14 protein-coding genes are annotated in these 17,619 nt (G+C 43.4%); 3 read left to right on the forward strand and 11 right to left on the reverse strand.

The features are described from left to right. Positions 1–104 precede the first annotated feature (104 nt). Positions 105–1,733, reverse strand: a complete 1,629-nt coding sequence (gene panP / locus CWC03_RS12360; RefSeq protein WP_138582171.1) for a pyridoxal-dependent aspartate 1-decarboxylase PanP — start codon at positions 1,731–1,733, stop codon at positions 105–107. A 468-nt stretch (positions 1,734–2,201) separates the two neighbouring features. Here panP and CWC03_RS12365 point away from each other — a divergent pair, with 468 nt between their 5' ends. Next, positions 2,202–4,124: an EAL domain-containing protein gene (locus CWC03_RS12365; protein WP_138582172.1), complete on the forward strand. Its 1,923-nt coding sequence runs from the start codon at positions 2,202–2,204 to the stop codon at positions 4,122–4,124. A 33-nt stretch (positions 4,125–4,157) separates the two neighbouring features. Here CWC03_RS12365 and trmB read toward each other — a convergent pair whose 3' ends face one another. The 9 genes from trmB to CWC03_RS12410 all read right to left on the reverse strand — a co-directional run bounded on the left by trmB (position 4,158) and on the right by CWC03_RS12410 (position 12,167). Next, positions 4,158–4,823, reverse strand: a complete 666-nt coding sequence (trmB, locus tag CWC03_RS12370) for a tRNA (guanine(46)-N(7))-methyltransferase TrmB (protein WP_099030537.1) — start codon at positions 4,821–4,823, stop codon at positions 4,158–4,160. A gap of 94 nt (positions 4,824–4,917) precedes the next feature. Beyond that, positions 4,918–5,685 carry an ABC transporter permease gene (locus tag CWC03_RS12375; RefSeq protein ID WP_138582173.1) on the reverse strand — a complete coding sequence of 256 codons (768 nt, stop codon included), beginning with the start codon at positions 5,683–5,685 and terminating at the stop codon, positions 4,918–4,920. Positions 5,686–5,687: 2 nt separating this feature from the next. Continuing rightward, positions 5,688–6,608 carry an ABC transporter ATP-binding protein gene (locus CWC03_RS12380; protein WP_010368501.1) on the reverse strand — a complete coding sequence of 307 codons (921 nt, stop codon included), beginning with the start codon at positions 6,606–6,608 and terminating at the stop codon, positions 5,688–5,690. Between the two features lie 6 nt (positions 6,609–6,614). Next, positions 6,615–7,238 carry a flavin prenyltransferase UbiX gene (locus CWC03_RS12385; protein WP_138582174.1) on the reverse strand — a complete coding sequence of 208 codons (624 nt, stop codon included), beginning with the start codon at positions 7,236–7,238 and terminating at the stop codon, positions 6,615–6,617. Between the two features lie 5 nt (positions 7,239–7,243). After that, positions 7,244–8,587: a UDP-N-acetylmuramate:L-alanyl-gamma-D-glutamyl-meso-diaminopimelate ligase gene (gene mpl / locus CWC03_RS12390; RefSeq protein ID WP_138582175.1), complete on the reverse strand. Its 1,344-nt coding sequence runs from the start codon at positions 8,585–8,587 to the stop codon at positions 7,244–7,246. Between the two features lie 314 nt (positions 8,588–8,901). After that, positions 8,902–9,675: a CsgG/HfaB family protein gene (locus CWC03_RS12395; protein WP_138582176.1), complete on the reverse strand. Its 774-nt coding sequence runs from the start codon at positions 9,673–9,675 to the stop codon at positions 8,902–8,904. Further along, positions 9,676–10,125, reverse strand: a complete 450-nt coding sequence (locus tag CWC03_RS12400; protein ID WP_171040248.1) for a curli assembly protein CsgF — start codon at positions 10,123–10,125, stop codon at positions 9,676–9,678. A gap of 1 nt (position 10,126) precedes the next feature. After that, a complete protein-coding gene (locus CWC03_RS12405; RefSeq protein WP_249314025.1) occupies positions 10,127–10,516 on the reverse strand; it encodes a CsgE family curli-type amyloid fiber assembly protein in 390 nt (129 codons plus the stop codon). Positions 10,517–10,643: 127 nt separating this feature from the next. Further along, on the reverse strand, positions 10,644–12,167 hold the full coding sequence (locus tag CWC03_RS12410) for an autotransporter outer membrane beta-barrel domain-containing protein (protein ID WP_138582177.1): 1,524 nt from the start codon (positions 12,165–12,167) through the stop codon (positions 10,644–10,646). A 628-nt stretch (positions 12,168–12,795) separates the two neighbouring features. On the opposite strand from CWC03_RS12410, the gene CWC03_RS12415 reads away from it, so the two are divergent. After that, positions 12,796–15,294 (forward strand): S8 family serine peptidase, encoded by a 2,499-nt coding sequence (locus tag CWC03_RS12415; protein ID WP_349304211.1) that lies wholly within the window; start codon positions 12,796–12,798, stop codon positions 15,292–15,294. Positions 15,295–15,885: 591 nt separating this feature from the next. Continuing rightward, positions 15,886–16,782 carry a UTP--glucose-1-phosphate uridylyltransferase GalU gene (gene galU, locus CWC03_RS12420; RefSeq protein ID WP_138582179.1) on the forward strand — a complete coding sequence of 299 codons (897 nt, stop codon included), beginning with the start codon at positions 15,886–15,888 and terminating at the stop codon, positions 16,780–16,782. A 135-nt stretch (positions 16,783–16,917) separates the two neighbouring features. Here the strand turns inward: galU and CWC03_RS12425 are convergent, their stop codons facing one another. Next, the gene (locus tag CWC03_RS12425) at positions 16,918–17,364 is read right to left on the reverse strand and encodes an REP-associated tyrosine transposase (protein ID WP_138582180.1); all 447 of its coding nucleotides are present in this window, start codon (positions 17,362–17,364) and stop codon (positions 16,918–16,920) included. Between the last annotated feature and the right edge of the window lie 255 nt (positions 17,365–17,619).

The following is a 17,619-nucleotide window of genomic DNA, read 5'->3' on the forward strand; positions in this document are numbered from 1 at the left end:
ACAAAGTGTGATCCCGCCGTGTAGAGCAACCCGTAAAGGAGGTAATGCTAAAAGGTAATAAACCTGAGATTATTTAAGTGGCACGAGGCCACTTCATTCGTTGGTTATTTAATATATTTTGCGAGGTATTTTTTAAATACCGGATCTGACATTGCCAATTGCCGTTGTTCATCCATGATTTCCTTAAGCAAAGACTCTGATGTCAGAGGGTTGGCCAAAACCACTCGGAATACTACCGTTGGTTGGCGATCATATTGCTCTGGTGTTAATCGTGTTCGAGAAACAAAAGAGCGTCCTGCTTCACGCTGACGCTTTTGCATGCTCGCAGTAAAACGGTTAAGTGCGGCATAAATATCGATTTTTTCCTGCTCATCCGCTAGTGCGATTGCCGCTTTTATTTGCTCAGGCACATAGCGGTATGTCAGCAAACATAGCTCAGGTTCAGAGATCAGCTCAAAATCAGGGGTTTGTTTAATTAATTCAGCAAAGTACCGCGCCTTTTCAATCCCTTTATCAATAAGCATCTCATAGCCTTGACGGCCAATAACACGCAGACATGCATGCACTAACATCGCCATACCTGGACGACTCCCCTCTAATGTATGACTTCCCAGATCTTTAGAGCCTTTCCGTAAGATGTATTCGGCGTGGTGTTCAATTGCATCAGATGCTGCGGGGTCTTTAAATAGCACCATACCCGCTCCCATAGGCACATACATTTGCTTGTGCGCATCTATGGTTATTGAGTCTGCTCGCTCCACCCCTTTCAGAAGGTAGCGATTGTTATTCGATAGTAGTGTTGCTCCACCCCAAGCGGCGTCGACATGAAAGTGGCAATTGAGCTCTTCGGCTAAGTCAGCCATCTCTTCAAGTGGATCAATATTGCCCGTTTCGGTCGTCCCAGCAACACCAACCAAAGCCAGTACTTTTATCCCTTGTGCTTCAAGCTCATGAGCTTTAGTTCGCATGGCATCAACATCAACCTTATTATTGCCAGCCGTTTTGATTGAGATGAAGTTATCGCGGCCAATACCTAAAACATCTGCGGCCTTACCTAGTGAATAATGACCTCTTTCAGAAACTAATACCGCTAAGCCTCGATAACCATAATGTAGCATTGCGGCCACAATACCCGATGCGCCAATACCTTTAAATTCACCATCCGCTTTTAATAAACGGTTTCGTGCTATCCAAAGCGCGGTTATATTGGCGATGGTCCCACCCGAACAAAACGCACCTAGTGACGTTTTTGCGCTGTGCATCCATTTATCGTAGAAAGCATCATCACTGCTATAAACCAAGTGATGCATCATTCCCAACACTTGACGTTCAAGTGGAGTAAAAGCTTTTGACGTTTCAATTTTGACTAGATTCTGATTGAGTCCCACCATCAACTTCGACAGAGGCAACACGAAATGCGGTAAAGCTGAGGTCATATGCCCAATAAAACTTGGGGCTGCGGTATGCACTGAGTGGGCAACTAATTGCTCCATGATTTCTTGCGCATAGTCGGAGACAAACATCGGCACTTCAGGGATCACCGCCGACTGAAAGTCTTTTTCAACTTCGTGCAGTGGCTTTTCGATTGCCGCAATATTCTCATTTAAAAAGCCAGCCAAATTGCTCGAGATTTCTTGCTCGATTCTGCTTAAAGTTGAATCTGGCGCCTCAGGCACGGTAAATATACGCATTAAGCTTTCTTCAGACGCAACGGCGCAACGCTTTGGACCCATCAATACTACCTAAACATCAAACAGTGCAGTAGCCTATCTACCCATTTTAGAAATTGAATAGATACAAATTGCACAAGAGATTGTGATACATGAAATGGCTAACTTTACTGTAAAGAAAGGGAGTTGTCTTCTATTGTCTAGTTAAAATTCATGAAACATTGACAATTTTATGAAAACCCAACGAAAGTTCAGTGAAAAATCCACCTGTATCTTGACGTTTCTATTTTACATTCTCGTCAAAAATAAGGTATAAAATGGGGACATAACCCCAGCAAAACGGTATATTACCGACTTGCCCGCAACAATGCATTTTATTGATCATTGGAGAGAAAGTTTTTTGCTTTATTTCTTCTCAAGACGTCAATTTATGTTGTATTGTTTATATTATGTAACAAAGCAGCCACCACGCTTACGCCAGTTAGGCATTTTATCGTCGTTAGATATCGATATTGTGGATAAAGGATTATCATGAATACTCGGAGTGTAGCTCAACCCCTCAAAGCTAAGTCTAAACACCATTTAGCAAAAGCGACTCCGCTCTTAGGGTTTACAGGTTATACTTCCCGACTCCCTGTTGCTTGGCTCGCTTTAGCCTCTTTCATCTTTTTAGCTGCCCTATCGATTTATGTTATCGCCAACTATTATGATACGCGTCGCGATATCATGGCGAGGATCGACGCCCAGCTAATCAATGCTGCCACCAGCGCCAACGTCATTGTAGGCAAAAAGTATCACGAGTCACCAGAGCAAATAACCCCAGCCGAATTTAAGCAAAAAAGTCATGCCCTCACCGAGCTTGCCCGTGCTCTAAATGTTGAATATGTCTATACCATGGTGCTTAAGCCACCTTATGTGCACTTTACCGCGTCCAGTTACACCCGTGAAGATCTTAAACTCAACAGACTTACACGTTATCAAGACGTTTATTCCGAGGCCTCGATTACCCTAAAAAGCGCCTTTCATTCTACCGAACCTGTGTTTGAAATAGCCAAAGACAAATGGGGCCACTTTAAAAGTGTGTTTATTCCTTTTGTGCTACCCGATGGCACTACTTATATAGCAGGTGCTGACTTAACCATTCACGATTTAGAAAGTCGGTTACAAGAAAGTGTAATGGATGCAGCCATTGACGCTAGCTTCTTCTTTGTGATGTTTTTGGTCGTCGTGAGCTTGTACTTTATGTACTACAAGAAGACCTTAACAACTGATAGCCGCACCGGGTTTGGCAACCGTATCGCTCTTGAGCAAGCACTTAAATATTCTAAATCGCAACACCTATGCTTAAGCGTGGTGTGGGTTAAAGAGCTTGAGGATATCATTAGCTTCTATGGCACGGAAGTTGGCGATAACGTTATGGCAAAAGTCATGAGTTACTTTAGCGAGTTTACCCATCCATTTGAGGTTTATCGCCTTACTACCTCTAAAATTGCACTAGTTACCAGTATCGAAAACGGTGAGCATTATTTGGCGAACTTAACCGAGTCATTCCCTTGTGCAAAACCCATATACGACGCGCCGCATTTATACGTTAATTTGTGTGCGGGTGTTGCTAAAGGCAATTGCGCGCTGTTACTTGAAAATGCTTTTCTCGCGCTACGTCAGGCTCAACAGCAAAATACCCAAGTGTGTTATTTTGATTCTCAGCTACAAATAAACCCTCAGCAACAATCAAAAAATCTCCACCTCACCCGTTTACTGCAAAGCGCGTGTGAATCCGACCGCATCATTCCTTTCTTTACGCCGCGTAAAGCTTGTCATGATCATGCTGACATTCAGTACCATTGCACGGCACGCGTCCTTAACGAGCGCGGCGCTATCATCGACGCCGAACATTTTTACCCAGTGATGAAGCAACCAAAACTCCGCGCCCAAATTAGCATGAAGCTACTTGAGTTATGCGTCACCCGATTTCGTAAATCAAACCATGCTTGGAGCATGCAATTAAGCCACAGTGAAATCGCGGATGCGGAATATTTTGAATATATCAGCCAGATCCTACGCCGTTACCCGCAGCCACAGCTCATCACATTTGAGTTTAATGAAACGGATGTACTCAAAAACTTTAGTGATATGAGCTTAATGATGCAGTCGTTAAAAGCAAAAGGTGCAAATGTTGCTGTAACAGGTGTGAATAGCGGCTTTCTAACCATCAACCGGATCTTAAAACTCCCACTGGATGCCATTTGTTTAGAAGCCAGTATTTGTGAAAACTTAGATGAAGATGAGATGCTGCTGAGCTCCATTGAATATCTAGCAAGTCATTGCAATGCCAAGCGGATCGACTTGATTGTCCCCTGTGTTGCCACCAGCAAACAGGCAAAACAGTTGGAAGCTGCGGGCGTTGCAAGATTGGAAGGGAGCTGGATAGGCAAAGCAAGCGGCCATCTTTAAGCCGCTTATGCCAATCTGAAGTGCCGGATTAAATTAAAGCGTTACGACGAGGCGGGTACTTGATTGACCACTTGCCCAATACTTACGTTCAAAGGGCGTAATGGCCTCATCACTTTCATAGGCTTCCACTTCAACATCAACGCCGCTAAGCGCCAAAGCTCTGGCAAACTCTTTGACATAAATATCCCAATTACTGCGCAGCTCCAACTTACCACCTAACTTGACGATAAAAGGAAACACCGCGCTACCATGCCAACGCCTTTGAATATGTTTAGCTTTCGGCCACGGATTAGGATACAGCAAATAATGGTGAGTTGGCTGCCAATCAGCTTCCAGCGCTAATCGCCAAAAGTCGTTAAGATCGGCTTGCACCAAAATATATTGGCCTTGCTCCGTTTGTTTATATTCAACATCGTGTTTATCTAGTCGATGCGCAGACTTGTCGATGCCAATTACCAACGCATCAGGGTGTCGCTTCGCCAAATTTGCCGTACTTTCACCAACACCACAACATGAGTCCAAAATAATCGGTCCATTAAAGGCCTGTACTCGTGCATTGACCTCATCGAAAGCATTTTGTGTATGTGCCGCAATGGGCTTTTTAAACTCAGCGGTTAGATGCTTAGTAACGATTTCATCGAGCTTTTCGTGTAGCCCTTGTTGATTAGTGGTGATACTACGAGAGTTTGCTTCTGTCATAACCAGTCATTATTAAGGGGGAATGGTAAGGATTTTACCTGAAATAACGCAAGAGCGCTGCAATTGATGGCAGCGCTCATTCTTTATCCTGCGATTAGTGTCTTAGCCCAACACCGCGTTTAATTAAGTGCAGTGACAACCAAAATAGCCCGCATATAAATACGCCTAATACCGTAAAGGCGACGCCAATATCAACGTCGGAGACCCCTAAAAAGCCAAAACGGAAGGCATTTACCATATAAATGATTGGATTTATCTGCGACACACCTTGCCAAAACTCCGGCAGTAATGTGATTGAGTAGAATACGCCACCAAGGTAGGTCAGAGGGGTCAGCACAAAAGTCGGAATAATACTAATATCGTCGAAACTGTTAGCAAACACCGCATTGATCAAACCACCTAATGCAAACACGGCTGACGTTAAAATAACCGTAATGATGATAACAGCAAGATTGTGAATTTGAATATCCACGAAAAACAGACTGACGATAGTAACAATAAGCCCAACGAGCATGCCTCTCGCCATGCCACCGCCCATATAGCCAAGTACAATAATATAGTTAGGCACAGGTGCAACGAGTAGCTCTTCAATGCTCTTTTGAAACTTGGTGGAGTAAAAACTCGAGGCAACATTAGAATAGGAGTTGGTGATCACCGACATCATGATTAAGCCAGGTACAATAAACTCCATGTAGCTAAAGCCCCCCATCTCACCAATGCGCGAGCCAATTAAACTGCCAAATATCACAAAATAAAGTGTCATGGTGATCGCTGGCGGTACTAAGGTTTGCACCCAAATACGTAAAAACCGAATACACTCTTTTATCCAAATACTTTTTAACGCGACGCCATATTTCAACACAATTATGCCCCTCTCCCCTGCTCCAGTAAGCCAACAAACAACTCTTCTAAGCGGTTAGCTTTGTTACGCATACTTAATACTTGATTACCTTGCTCTGTGAGTTGTGTGAATACCCCATTGAGCCCTTGCGACTTCGCTACTTCTACCTCAATCGTATGGTCATCGACAGTGGTAAACTGGTAACCATCGAGTGCCACAGGCTGCATGGGTGGTTTAAGATCAAGTACAAACGTTTCTTTATCCAACTTTGCAAGTAATGCCTTGATGGTCGTATGCTCAACAATCGTGCCTTTATCAATAATCGCAATATTTCGGCACAACAGCTCAGCTTCTTCTAAGTAATGCGTTGTGAGTATAATCGTTACGCCTTGCTTATTAATTTCACGTAAAAAGTCCCACATAGAACGGCGTAGCTCAATGTCCACACCAGCCGTAGGCTCATCCAAAATAAGAAGCTTAGGCTCATGCATCAATGCTCTTGCAATCATCAAGCGACGCTTCATACCGCCGGATAGCGTGCGGGCTTGCTTATCTTTTTTCTCAAATAATCCCAGCTGCTTGAGATACTTCTCGGCTCGCTGATGGGCAACGTCTCTTGGCACACCATAATAGCCCGCCTGAGTCACTAGAATTTGGTTTAGCGTCTCGAATTGGCTAAAGTTGAACTCCTGTGGTACTAAACCTAAGTTCGACTTCGCATCTTCCAAGTGGGTATCAATACTATGGCCAAAAACCTCTACACTGCCTTGGGTTTTATTCACCAGTGAAGCAATAACCCCTATCGTGGTAGATTTACCCGCCCCATTTGGACCGAGCAATGCGAAGAAATCCCCTTCTTGAACTTCGAGATCAATGCCTTTAACGGCTTCAACGCCATTACTATAAACCTTTTTTAACCCTTTGATGTTCAGTGCGATTGTCATATTTTATTATTCTCCATAACCCCAGCGCTTAGCTAGGGTATGCTCTATGTGTAGATGATCTAAAATACGGGCCACCATAAAGTCGACCAAATCGTCGATACTTTGTGGCTGATGATAAAAGCCGGGCGCTGCAGGCATGATAGTCACCCCCAAGCGGCTAAGCTTTAGCATGTTTTCAAGATGAATCGGACTAAAGGGCGTCTCGCGCGGCACTAATATTAATTGGCCACGTTCTTTGATCACCACATCGGCTGCACGCTCAAGCAAGTTATCAGATGCCCCCAGCGCAATGGCTGACACGCTTCCTGCGCTACACGGACACACTATCATCTGCTTTGGAGCCGCCGAGCCAGATGCCACAGGACTAAACCAATTATCTTTACCAAACACCTGAATTTGCTTATCTTTAGCACAGAAAAGCGCCTGTAGTTGCTCCGTTGCTTTTTGTTCATTACCAGAGAGTTTTAGATTGGACTCAGTATCCAGCACTACTCTGGCTGCGCTCGAGATTAGCACGTAAACTTGATAGTTTAACGACACCAATACCTCGAGTAATCTCAATCCGTAAGGGGCGCCCGACGCACCGCTAAAGGCCAGCGTAATTGGCCCATTAAATGTTTGTTCTGACATAATGATTACTTTTTCAATGCAGTTAAAAGTTTGTCGTGGATGCCACCAAAACCACCATTACTCATGATCAACACATGCTGGTTTGGTGCTTGATTTGTCACAACCTGTGCGACAATCTCATCCACACTTGCAAAACACTGACGACCCGCGGCTTCGGCTTGTGCTTTAAGAGACCAAGATAAGCCATCTGGTTCGAATAGATACACTTCATCTGCCGCATCAAGCGATTGCAATAAGGTTTCTTGATGAATGCCAAGCTTCATCGTATTTGAGCGCGGCTCTAAAATAGCAATGATAGGTGCACCTCCAACTTTAGCTCTAAGCCCTGCTAGGGTCGTTGCTATTGCTGTAGGGTGATGCGCGAAGTCATCATAGACAGTAACGCCATTGACTTCCCCTTTAATTTCCATACGGCGTTTAGGAGAAATAAATTGCCCTAGCGCTTCGATACTCACCTCAATTGGAATGCCCACATGTCTTGCTGCCGCAATCGCCATCATGGCGTTTTTCACATTATGCACACCAATCGCCTGCCAATTTACTTCGCCTTTTTCTTCGCCTTCAAATAACACCGTAAAGCGAGAGCCGTCAGCTTTGAGCAGGTTATACGACCATTCTTTACCAAGGGATTCCTGCTCGCTCCAAAAACCGCGTTCAATGACGTTTTGTAACGCAGCATCATCTGCTGGATATATGGCCTTCCCCTTACTGGGTAGCGTGCGAATTAAATGATGAAACTGGGTTTGAATGGCGTTTAAATCTGAAAAAATATCAGCGTGATCATATTCAAGATTATTGAGTATTAACGTGCGAGGTAAATAATGAACAAACTTGCTGCGTTTATCGAAAAACGCCGTATCGTATTCGTCGGCTTCGATAACAAAGAATGGCGTATCTGAGGTGCGCGCCGACACACCAAAGTTTTGCACTATGCCACCAATCAAAAAGCCCGGGCGTAATCCTGCGTATTCGAGTAACCACGCTAACATACTTGCTGTGGTTGTTTTGCCATGCGTACCGGCAACCGCCAACACCCATGACTGGCGTAATACATGGTCTTTTAACCATTCAGGGCCTGAGGTATAACACATACCCTTTTCTAAAACATATTCAACGCACGGATTACCACGACTCATGGCATTGCCGATGATCACCACATCAGGCTCAACATCAATGAGTTGCTTAGGGTCGTACCCTTGAGTTAGTTCAATTCCGAGCGATTCAAGTTGTGTACTCATCGGCGGGTAAACATTAAGATCTGAACCTGTGACTTTGTGCCCCAATGATTGAGCGATGGCTGCGATCCCGCCCATAAAGGTACCGCAAATCCCTAAAATATGTACGTGCATGATGTTAGCGTTCTTTATTATTTCATTGCCGTTTAGATTAACATACTCAGCTTATTGGTGGCTGACTTTATTGTTGAATCTCATGCACCAGTATTATTCTTTATTTTTAGATGGATTATGTGAAGACGTGTTCAAGGTTGTATCGCGCTTAAAGATGTGTCGAGCTAAAGCACAACCTACGGTTGGTGGTGCGTGCCATGCAAAAGGGAACGGTGTGGCAAAGGTTTGTCGCGCTAAAGCACGACCTACGGTTGGTGGCGCGTGCCATGCAAAAGGGAGCGGTGTGGCAAAGGTTTGTCGCGCTAAAGCGCGACCTACGATGCTGTTGCGGCCGACCACACGCCTTTTTCAATGCCCTGTTTTACCATCAAAGTCAGCGCTTTTTCTATCGCTTGGGTTACACAAATGTGCATCGGTTCATTATCGCTAAACCCCGCTTCAGCTTCTGCCAACCGTTTATAACTTACATAGCGGAAAAAACCAGCCCGAACCTCCATGGATAGCACTTTTTTGCTACTTGCGACGGAAAGCAACACTTGTCCTGTACGAACATCAACTGCGCGCATATAAATGGAGATAACATCCTCACGATAAAGCTCAGATGCACCTATGCCAAAATACTCCATCCCCAAACCACCTGTACGGATATTAGAGTCATAGCTGATTATCCCGCCTTCTAAAATGATCTTTGCAGTCATTAAAGGAGGTAAAGCGTTTGTGTCATTATCATCACTTGATGCACGAATAATTTTGCGCTCAGTCAGCAGGTTTTGCAGTCCTTCACGCTCTACCGGAATAAACCAATCCGTTTCGTGTAGTGCCTGCATTAAAATTGAATTAGCACCTTGGGTCACCGCTGTTGAAAATGAACTGACATTATCTTGTGGCTTGTATTGCCCTGTTTGGTCGCGAAATGAATAAACAGAAACGGGGATTCGCCCTTTCGGTGTGGGTAAGTTTTTCAATTCTGCAAAAGTTTCAGTGTCGGTCAGCTCAATTGCTACACTTTGCGAGGGTGGTAACACGCGTGACATGCTAGAGCAACCGCTAAGCAGTAATAAAAATACCAATAAAATTACGCGGAGCATTTAATATCCTCCACCAGCCGATGAGGCAAACCTAGGTACTTCCAGAATGGTTTCCTCACCCGATGCCGTATTCGTTATTCTCACTGTGATGGTGTCGGGTGTGCTGGTGATCACTTGGATTTGATAGTCGCCACTCATAAATGTCGCATCTTGATTAAAGATACTGTCTTGAATATCCTCACCAAACGCTACATCCGTGATCTCTCTCACCAAACGGTTGAGATAGGTACGCTCGAGTGATTCTTGAAACTTTTCATCATAAGTCTTTTCTATGATTGGTGCTCTATGCTTGTTCTGAGATTGTGCTTTACTCAGTAACATATTGGCATTTAACGGGTTACCACCAAATGCAGGGTTAATTGGTTTATATACAAGCTCAGTCGCTGTCACATGAGCACTACTAAGTAGTATTAAACCAGCGAACATGATTGTTGTTTTTATTGTTGTCATTTTACCACCCGCTCGCAGCTAGATCTTCAGAGCCACTCTGTTGATATTGTTCTCTTGCCATTGCATCCATAATGGTGAAAATGGCTGTTTCGACTCGCTCATCAACGGAGCCGCCTCTTCTTCCCATAGCTGTCGCGTAGACTGCTCGATTATTCATTAATACCTCAAGACGAGTGCCAGCTCTTGGCAAAACCGTTTCTTTAATCGTGATATTAATTCCCGAGGTGTTAGGAACATCTCTCCACAGCTGTGAAAATTGAAAGTAAAACTGGTGACCAAATCGGCTGATACTCTGATCCATCACTAAACCATCAATTTCTACATCTTCTTGTGCACTCAGTGAAAATGTAGAAGCGAGTATAGCGCTCAAGAGTGTTATTATTCTTATCATTATTTGTTTACTCACGGCGTAGAATGTCTTTGCTGACGAGATCCACATTGATGTTTTGGTAAGCTGAAAAGTACAAAATATGGGGGCCGATTTTGCCCCCTACCTAAATTGCTTAGCTATTACTTAGTTATTGCTGAGTGATAGTCGCAACGTTGTTGTCACCAACCTGAGTTACGGTAATGTTTTGACCACTACCTGTAATTCCGCCTTGGACCAAGTTGCCGTCACCAATTTGGCTTACTGTAAACGCATTATCATCGCCATTGATGATGAATGCCTCAGAACCCATACCCATCACAAAGTTGTTGCTACCATTTTGTGTGATGTCTAGCATATTGCGACTGCCTTCAAGCATCAGATCAATCGCGTTGAACTCGCCAGACTGCGCAATATCTACTTGGTTTGAGCTACTATCAAATACGCTGCTCATTGTCACAACAACACCATTGCCTGTGCCACTTTGTGAAATATCAACTGCGTTATCATTACTTGCCAGGCTAACGTCAGGATAAGATGACTGCACCACTGCCTCGTTTTCATCACCTGTTTGGGTAACATCAACATCATTATCACTACCGTTGAAGTTCGCAATGTGTGCGATGTTCGCATCACCTACTTGAGTTGCTGAGAATTCATTGTTCTCGCCAGCAACCCCAAGATACATCTCGTTACCATTACCGATTTGCATCGCAGTAAATTCGTTATTATCACCGATAACGTCTGCTTGGGCTTTGTTCTCGTCGCCACGTTGTTCAGTCATCACTTCGTTGTCGTTACCAACTAATAAATCTGACGCGAAGGTGTTAGTTGAGCCTTCCTGATCGATACTAAGCTCGTTATTGTCTCCAGTAATTTCAAATACGTTAACCGTATTGCTATCACCTTCCGATTGCTCGATCTCAACTTGGTTGTCATCACCAATCACAGTCTCTACAGAGATAACATTGAAGTTGCCGCTTTGGCTCGATTCAATTTCGTTTTCGTTACCTTGTAGACTAACTACTTTATATTGGTTGTACACACCATCTTGATCTAAGGTGATTTGGTTCATATCACCTTGTACTGACTCAAGTGTCGCTTCGTTCCACGTACCTGTTTGTGTCGCTGTTACTTCGTTTTGGCTACCTTGCATATTTAGGTTATAGAACCATTGGCCGCCAGAACCTTGAGATACTGTAATAGTATTTTGATCGCCATTAATCACATTGATGGCTTCGTTATTAATTCCAAGGATCCCGCTACCTGATTGCTGAATGTCAATCGCGTTATCATCACCAGTAACCTCGGTTAATGCGCCGTTAGATTCACCATCTTGGCTATATACTTGGCTATTATTGTTACCGGTGGTCGTAATAATAGCGACGTTACCAGTACCATTCTGATCGGCCTCAGTAATATTGTTGTCGCCGATCGTAGTTACATCTGTCAGGTTAGAAGTACCCAGCTGCACCGACGCTAACTCGTTACCGCCTTGACTACCTGAAGTTTGTGAAAGTTTAAGTTCATTACTTGTTCCACTAGCACGCTCCACTTGTGAAAGTGCAGAAGTTGAAAGTGGTTTATTATCTGATTTTGCCTCAGCATGTGCTGTAACTGAATGTGTTAGCGCAAGCGCGATAGCGCAACTCACGATTGATTTTGAAAACTTCACACTGTTCTCCTTAGAGATTTATTATATTATTTTCCAATTAAGTGATCGGTGCAGGCCTTGAGTTGTTGCCGAACTCAGCCAACTGCAACTTTTCACTTAACTAACGTCCTGTTATGACTCATTACTCTTGAGTCGCTCCCACCTGTGCCAGTTACCAGAGTGTTACATTTTTAGTGAAAAACATAATCTATATCAAAGTCAGCAAATTCATATGTTGAAATAATATATTTTATTACGTCTTGTCACCTTCAACTCTAAGATGGGAACAACTGAAGATAAATAAGAAAATTTTATGAAAAAAATACCCCAATAATTTCAATGAAATACAAAGGTAAAGTCACATAAAATTACGAGTAAAATATGGAGATACAAAAAAAGTATGACGAAAGTTCAATCGTCCCCACATCCACTCACCCCATAAAAAAGAACCAAATAATCTATTTCAAAAATTAAAAATCAGTAAAAAAAACTGATTTTATTAATTAACCCTTTTTTTACATTGCGCTGCTCAATATCTGGGTCTAGGTTTTAAAACGTTGCCAAAAAGACCACAGCCACTACCAGAAAAACTACCAACTCAAAAAATTGTGTATTGATGGATACGCTTGAAATTAAAAAGGTTATTAATATGAGATCTAAACTTTCTGCATTGTCTTTGGCTTTGCTTCCTGTACTAGCTTTCACTTCTCAAGCAGCAGTTCAAATCGAAACTACAACTGCAACCGCTGATGACAGCATCCTAGTCGTGTTTAAAGAAAACACTTCTGCTGCACTTCGTGCCAATGCAAGAAATCTTGTAAAGGCAAAGATGGCGGATTTGAACGCTGATGGTGTAGACGACAAATACCGCCATGTTTTAAAAGGCCGTTTAGCAAACTTTAAACTAGATAGCATCAAGGCAAAGCAAGCAATTGAAAAGCTAGCTAACCACCCAGCCATCGAATATGTCGAGCCAGACTATCAAGTAAAAGCATTAGGTATTCCGGATGATAGCCGTTTTGGTGAGCTTTGGGGTATGCATAACACAGGTCAAACTGGTGGTACCGCTGATGCAGATATTGATGCCCCTGAAGCATGGGATATCACTATTGGTTCACGTGATATTATCGTCGGTGTGATCGATACCGGTGTTGATTATACCCACCCAGATCTTGCAGCAAACGCATGGCGCAATCCAGGAGAGATCGCTGGAGATGGCATTGATAATGATGGTAACGGCTATATTGATGATGTTTTCGGTATTAACGCCATTACAGGTAGCGGCGACCCTATGGACGACCAAGGTCACGGCACGCACGTATCTGGTACTATCGGTGCGTCTGGTAATGATGCGACGGGCGTTGCAGGTGTAAACCATGAGGTGTCTATCGTAGGCTGTAAATTCCTAGATGCATCTGGCTCGGGCTCAACCTCTGATGCGATTGAGTGTATTGATTATATGGTTGCGCTTAAAAATGCGGGTCACAACGTTCGTGTTACTAATAACAGTTGGGGCGGCGGCGGCTTTAGCCAAGCACTCTCTGATGCGATCACTGCGAGTGAAAATGCGGACATCTTATTTGTTGCCGCTGCAGGTAACAGTGCCGTAGATAACGATGTAAACCCTCACTACCCTTCAAGCTATGAGCACGACAGCGTATTCTCTATCGCAAGTACAACACACACTGACGCGATGTCTTCATTTTCACAATGGGGCCTAACGTCTGTAGATATGGGTGCACCAGGTAGCGCAATTTTATCTACCGTTCCGGGTGGTGGTTACTCAAGCTACTCAGGTACTTCAATGGCAACACCTCACGTTGCAGGTGCGGCGGCCCTGGTACTTTCTATCAACCCGACACTCACTGCTATTGAGCTTAAAAACCTACTAATGCAAAGCGGTGATGTTAATGCAGATCTTACTGATAAAACTGTGTCTGGTAAGCGCTTAAATGTGAATCAAGCAGTAATTGATGCAGATCCAGAGCCGGGCTTTAGAGTATCAGCTCGTCCTGCTAATCAAGAAATCACAGCGGGCGATACTGCAACATACGAATTTACTTTTGCTTCAGTCGCTGACTGGCAGGGCACCATTGACTTGTCTGTTACTTCACCAATTGCAGGTGCGACATTGTCTGCGACTACTGCAATGCCAGGCGATACAGTAACTCTTTCAGTACCAACGACAGCTTCAACTCAGTGGGGTGAATATAGTTTCACGCTTAATGCAACATCCGGCGAACTTGCAGATCAAGAGCAAGTAGGGCTGTATGTATTACCTCAAGGGTTAAGTGATTTCAGCTATGAAAATACTACCGCGGTAGACATTCCAGATAACGATGCTTCAGGTATTACTTCTGTGATCACTGTAGCTGACACCGTTACTGTATTTGATAGCAATACTTTAGTGGATATTACACACACCTACATCGGCGACTTAATTGTTACGCTTACCTCTCCTGCGGGTACAGTGGCAACACTGCACAACCGTCAAGGTGGCGGTGCTGATGACATTAACCAAACCTTTAACTCTGCGGCATTTAATGGTGAAGTTGCAACGGGTGATTGGACATTGTCTGTCTCAGATAATGCAGGTATCGATACAGGTACATTGAACAGCTGGACTCTAAACCTAACGGGTCTAGGCGAAGCATCACCTCAACCTCCTGTTGCGGGCTTTAGCTTTGCAGCTTCAGGCCTTGCCGTGACATTCACTGATGAAAGCCGTGATCCGAATGATGATATCGTTAGCTGGGCATGGGATTTTGGTGATGGCAGCATCAGTACTGACGCAAGCCCAATTCATGAATTTGCAGCGTCTGGTGAGTACAGTGTTTCTCTAACGGTGACTGATAGTGAAGGCAACAGCCACACAACCACTCAGTCTGTTGCAGTTAGCACTGATGAAGTTGAGCTATCATTAGTTCGCGCAAACAAGTCTCGCTTAGGCTTTATCCGCGTAGAACTTTCATGGCAAGGCAGCAGTGCTGATGAAGTAACGATTTACCGTGATGGTCAAGTACTTGAAACGATTGCAAACACGGGTAAGTTCAGAGACTTCTCACGTGATTTAGAAGCCACCAGCTACACATATAAAGTATGTCAATCTGGTGAAATCTGCTCAAACGAAATCACAGTTAACTTTTAATTATTCCATATCTAAAGGTTAATTTAAGCCCCGAGAGGGGCTTTTTTATTACGACTATCCAATTTAAAGTACCGCTAAAAAATAGCCGAATCAAATAGATATGATATTTAACCCTATAAGTTACAGATCGCGATAAACGCAGTCGTAATGCAAGCTAACATCGCTTTAATGAGATCACTACGCTACGCCTTCACATTCAAGCCATATTCCTGCCGTAAAGTTGACCTTAATAAAAAATTAAGTCAACTTTTATGTTTTACTAGATAGAGCCACTATTGTGCAAGACAAATCAGTTTGGCTTATGCACAGTAACTCTCAATTGAGATATAAAAAAGCGTAGAAAGATCAAAGCTGTAATCTCCAAAATCAGTGCTCATTCAGCTCTTGTTGTGCATGATGTTCCCATTCGCCTAATAGCTTGAGCAAGAGCTCCAAACTAGTTAAGAAGCGAAGCAACGGCATAAAATGAAGTATTAGAGTATACTCCCAAATACTATTGAAGAAATTGCAACTTAATCTGATTTGCAACTTTTGTATGAAGCGCTACAATGCAGGGTGAAAATTGGAAACCAGTCAAAATATGGACTTTTTATGAAAGCAGTTATTCCTGTCGCGGGCCTTGGTACTCGCATGCTCCCGATGACCAAAGCTATTCCTAAAGAAATGTTACCTTTGGTAGATAAGCCGCTCATTCAATATATTGTCAAAGAATGTGTTGCTGCGGGTATTAAAGAAATTGTGTTAGTGACTCACTCATCAAAAAATGCAATTGAAAACCATTTTGATACCAGCTTTGAATTGGAAGCGACGCTCGAAAAACGTGTAAAACGTAAACTTTTAGATGAAGTGCGCTCGATTTGCCCTGAAGATGTTACGATTATGCATGTTCGCCAGGGTGAAGCCAAAGGTCTTGGCCATGCTGTTTTGTGCGCGCAACCTATTGTTGGTGATAACGATTTTGTTGTTGTACTGCCCGATGTCATTTTAGATGAATACACTGCGGATCAGGAAAAAGAAAATTTAGCTGCAATGCTATCTCGTTTCAACCAAACGAAAGCTAGCCAAATTATGTTAGAGCCTGTACCACAGCAGGATGTCTGCAAGTATGGTATTGCTGATATCAACGGGGTGTCGCTACGTCCAGGTGAAAGTAGTGCAATAAAGCATATGGTAGAAAAGCCAGCCATAGAAGACGCTCCTTCTAATCTAGCAGTTGTTGGTCGCTATGTGCTTTCTAAAAACATTTGGCCACTACTAAGAAAAACGCCAGTCGGTGCTGGTGGAGAAATCCAGTTAACCGATGCTATTGATATGCTGATGGAACAGGAAACTGTTGAGGCTTTTCATATGAGCGGTCGTTCGCATGATTGTGGCGACAAGTTTGGTTACCTTAAAGCCATTGTTGAATATGCTATTCGCGATGAGCAATTAGGTGAAGAGTTTTCGCAATTTTTGAAACGCTTTGCTCAACTAAGCCTAGCATCTTAATTTGTCGCTGGATAAACCCGCTGCTACAGGTTTATTCACATTCGTAGCAGCGACTTTACGTCGCGACCTTGTTACTTTACGTCGCGACCTTGTTACTTTGGGTCGTGATTATTTAACTGCAATCACCTTAATAAATCACACCCAAATACAAAACCAATATGGATATTCACCAACCCGCGTAACAAGCTTAGCCCTAATTGGATTCTGAATTATATACCTTGCTTGTTCTTTTAAGTCGTCTTCACTTCGAATTAAATGTTCATAGTAACCTTTTTGCCATAAGCCAAATACTCCGAAAGAACGTAAACTGGTTGCTATGCGACCCTTTATCGCTCGAATAGAATCTGGTAACTGTAAAGAACCGTTTAATTGTATGATTAAGTGCAGATGATCTGGCATTAATACGAAAGCAATAACTTTAAAAAGCTGCCCCTGTTCACAAGCCATGATCGTCTTAGCGGCCTCGGCACAAATCGAGAAGGAGTTAAAGTACGATTTTCTATCTTTGCACGTTAAGGTAATTGCATAGAAATGATTTACGAGTGAGACCCGCTTCTTCCTCAAGTTTTGACTTTTGTACATGCTATATCCTTATAACCCTACACACATAAAGAATAGAGCAGATTTGATAGAGAGCAAACTTCAAAAGTATATTGGAATCAACCTTGGTCGCGGGATAAACCCGCTGCTACAAGTTTATTCACATTCGTAGCAGCGACTTTAGGTCGCGATTTTTTCACGGCTTTACGTCGCGACTGTTTTCACGCCTTCACATCACGGTATCTTTACCAATTTTATATCGCAATTGCCAACCTTGGTCGCGGGATAAACCCGCTG

Origin of the sequence: Pseudoalteromonas sp. S2755 (assembly GCF_005886535.1) — a bacterium.
Classification (GTDB): domain Bacteria; phylum Pseudomonadota; class Gammaproteobacteria; order Enterobacterales; family Alteromonadaceae; genus Pseudoalteromonas.

What these genes read in the sequence shown, in the direction of transcription:
- mpl (WP_138582175.1), bottom strand. Translation starts at nt 8,587, where the DNA reads ATGCACGTACATATTTTAGGGATTTGCGGTACCTTTATGGGCGGGATC.
- panP (WP_138582171.1), bottom strand. Translation starts at nt 1,733, where the DNA reads ATGGGTCCAAAGCGTTGCGCCGTTGCGTCTGAAGAAAGCTTAATGCGT.
- trmB (WP_099030537.1), bottom strand. Translation starts at nt 4,823, where the DNA reads ATGACAGAAGCAAACTCTCGTAGTATCACCACTAATCAACAAGGGCTA.
- CWC03_RS12415 (WP_349304211.1), top strand. Translation starts at nt 12,796, where the DNA reads ATGAGATCTAAACTTTCTGCATTGTCTTTGGCTTTGCTTCCTGTACTA.
- galU (WP_138582179.1), top strand. Translation starts at nt 15,886, where the DNA reads ATGAAAGCAGTTATTCCTGTCGCGGGCCTTGGTACTCGCATGCTCCCG.
- CWC03_RS12365 (WP_138582172.1), top strand. Translation starts at nt 2,202, where the DNA reads ATGAATACTCGGAGTGTAGCTCAACCCCTCAAAGCTAAGTCTAAACAC.
- CWC03_RS12395 (WP_138582176.1), bottom strand. Translation starts at nt 9,675, where the DNA reads ATGCTCCGCGTAATTTTATTGGTATTTTTATTACTGCTTAGCGGTTGC.
- CWC03_RS12385 (WP_138582174.1), bottom strand. Translation starts at nt 7,238, where the DNA reads ATGTCAGAACAAACATTTAATGGGCCAATTACGCTGGCCTTTAGCGGT.
- CWC03_RS12405 (WP_249314025.1), bottom strand. Translation starts at nt 10,516, where the DNA reads ATGATAAGAATAATAACACTCTTGAGCGCTATACTCGCTTCTACATTT.
- CWC03_RS12425 (WP_138582180.1), bottom strand. Translation starts at nt 17,364, where the DNA reads ATGTACAAAAGTCAAAACTTGAGGAAGAAGCGGGTCTCACTCGTAAAT.
- CWC03_RS12400 (WP_171040248.1), bottom strand. Translation starts at nt 10,125, where the DNA reads ATGACAACAATAAAAACAACAATCATGTTCGCTGGTTTAATACTACTT.
- CWC03_RS12380 (WP_010368501.1), bottom strand. Translation starts at nt 6,608, where the DNA reads ATGACAATCGCACTGAACATCAAAGGGTTAAAAAAGGTTTATAGTAAT.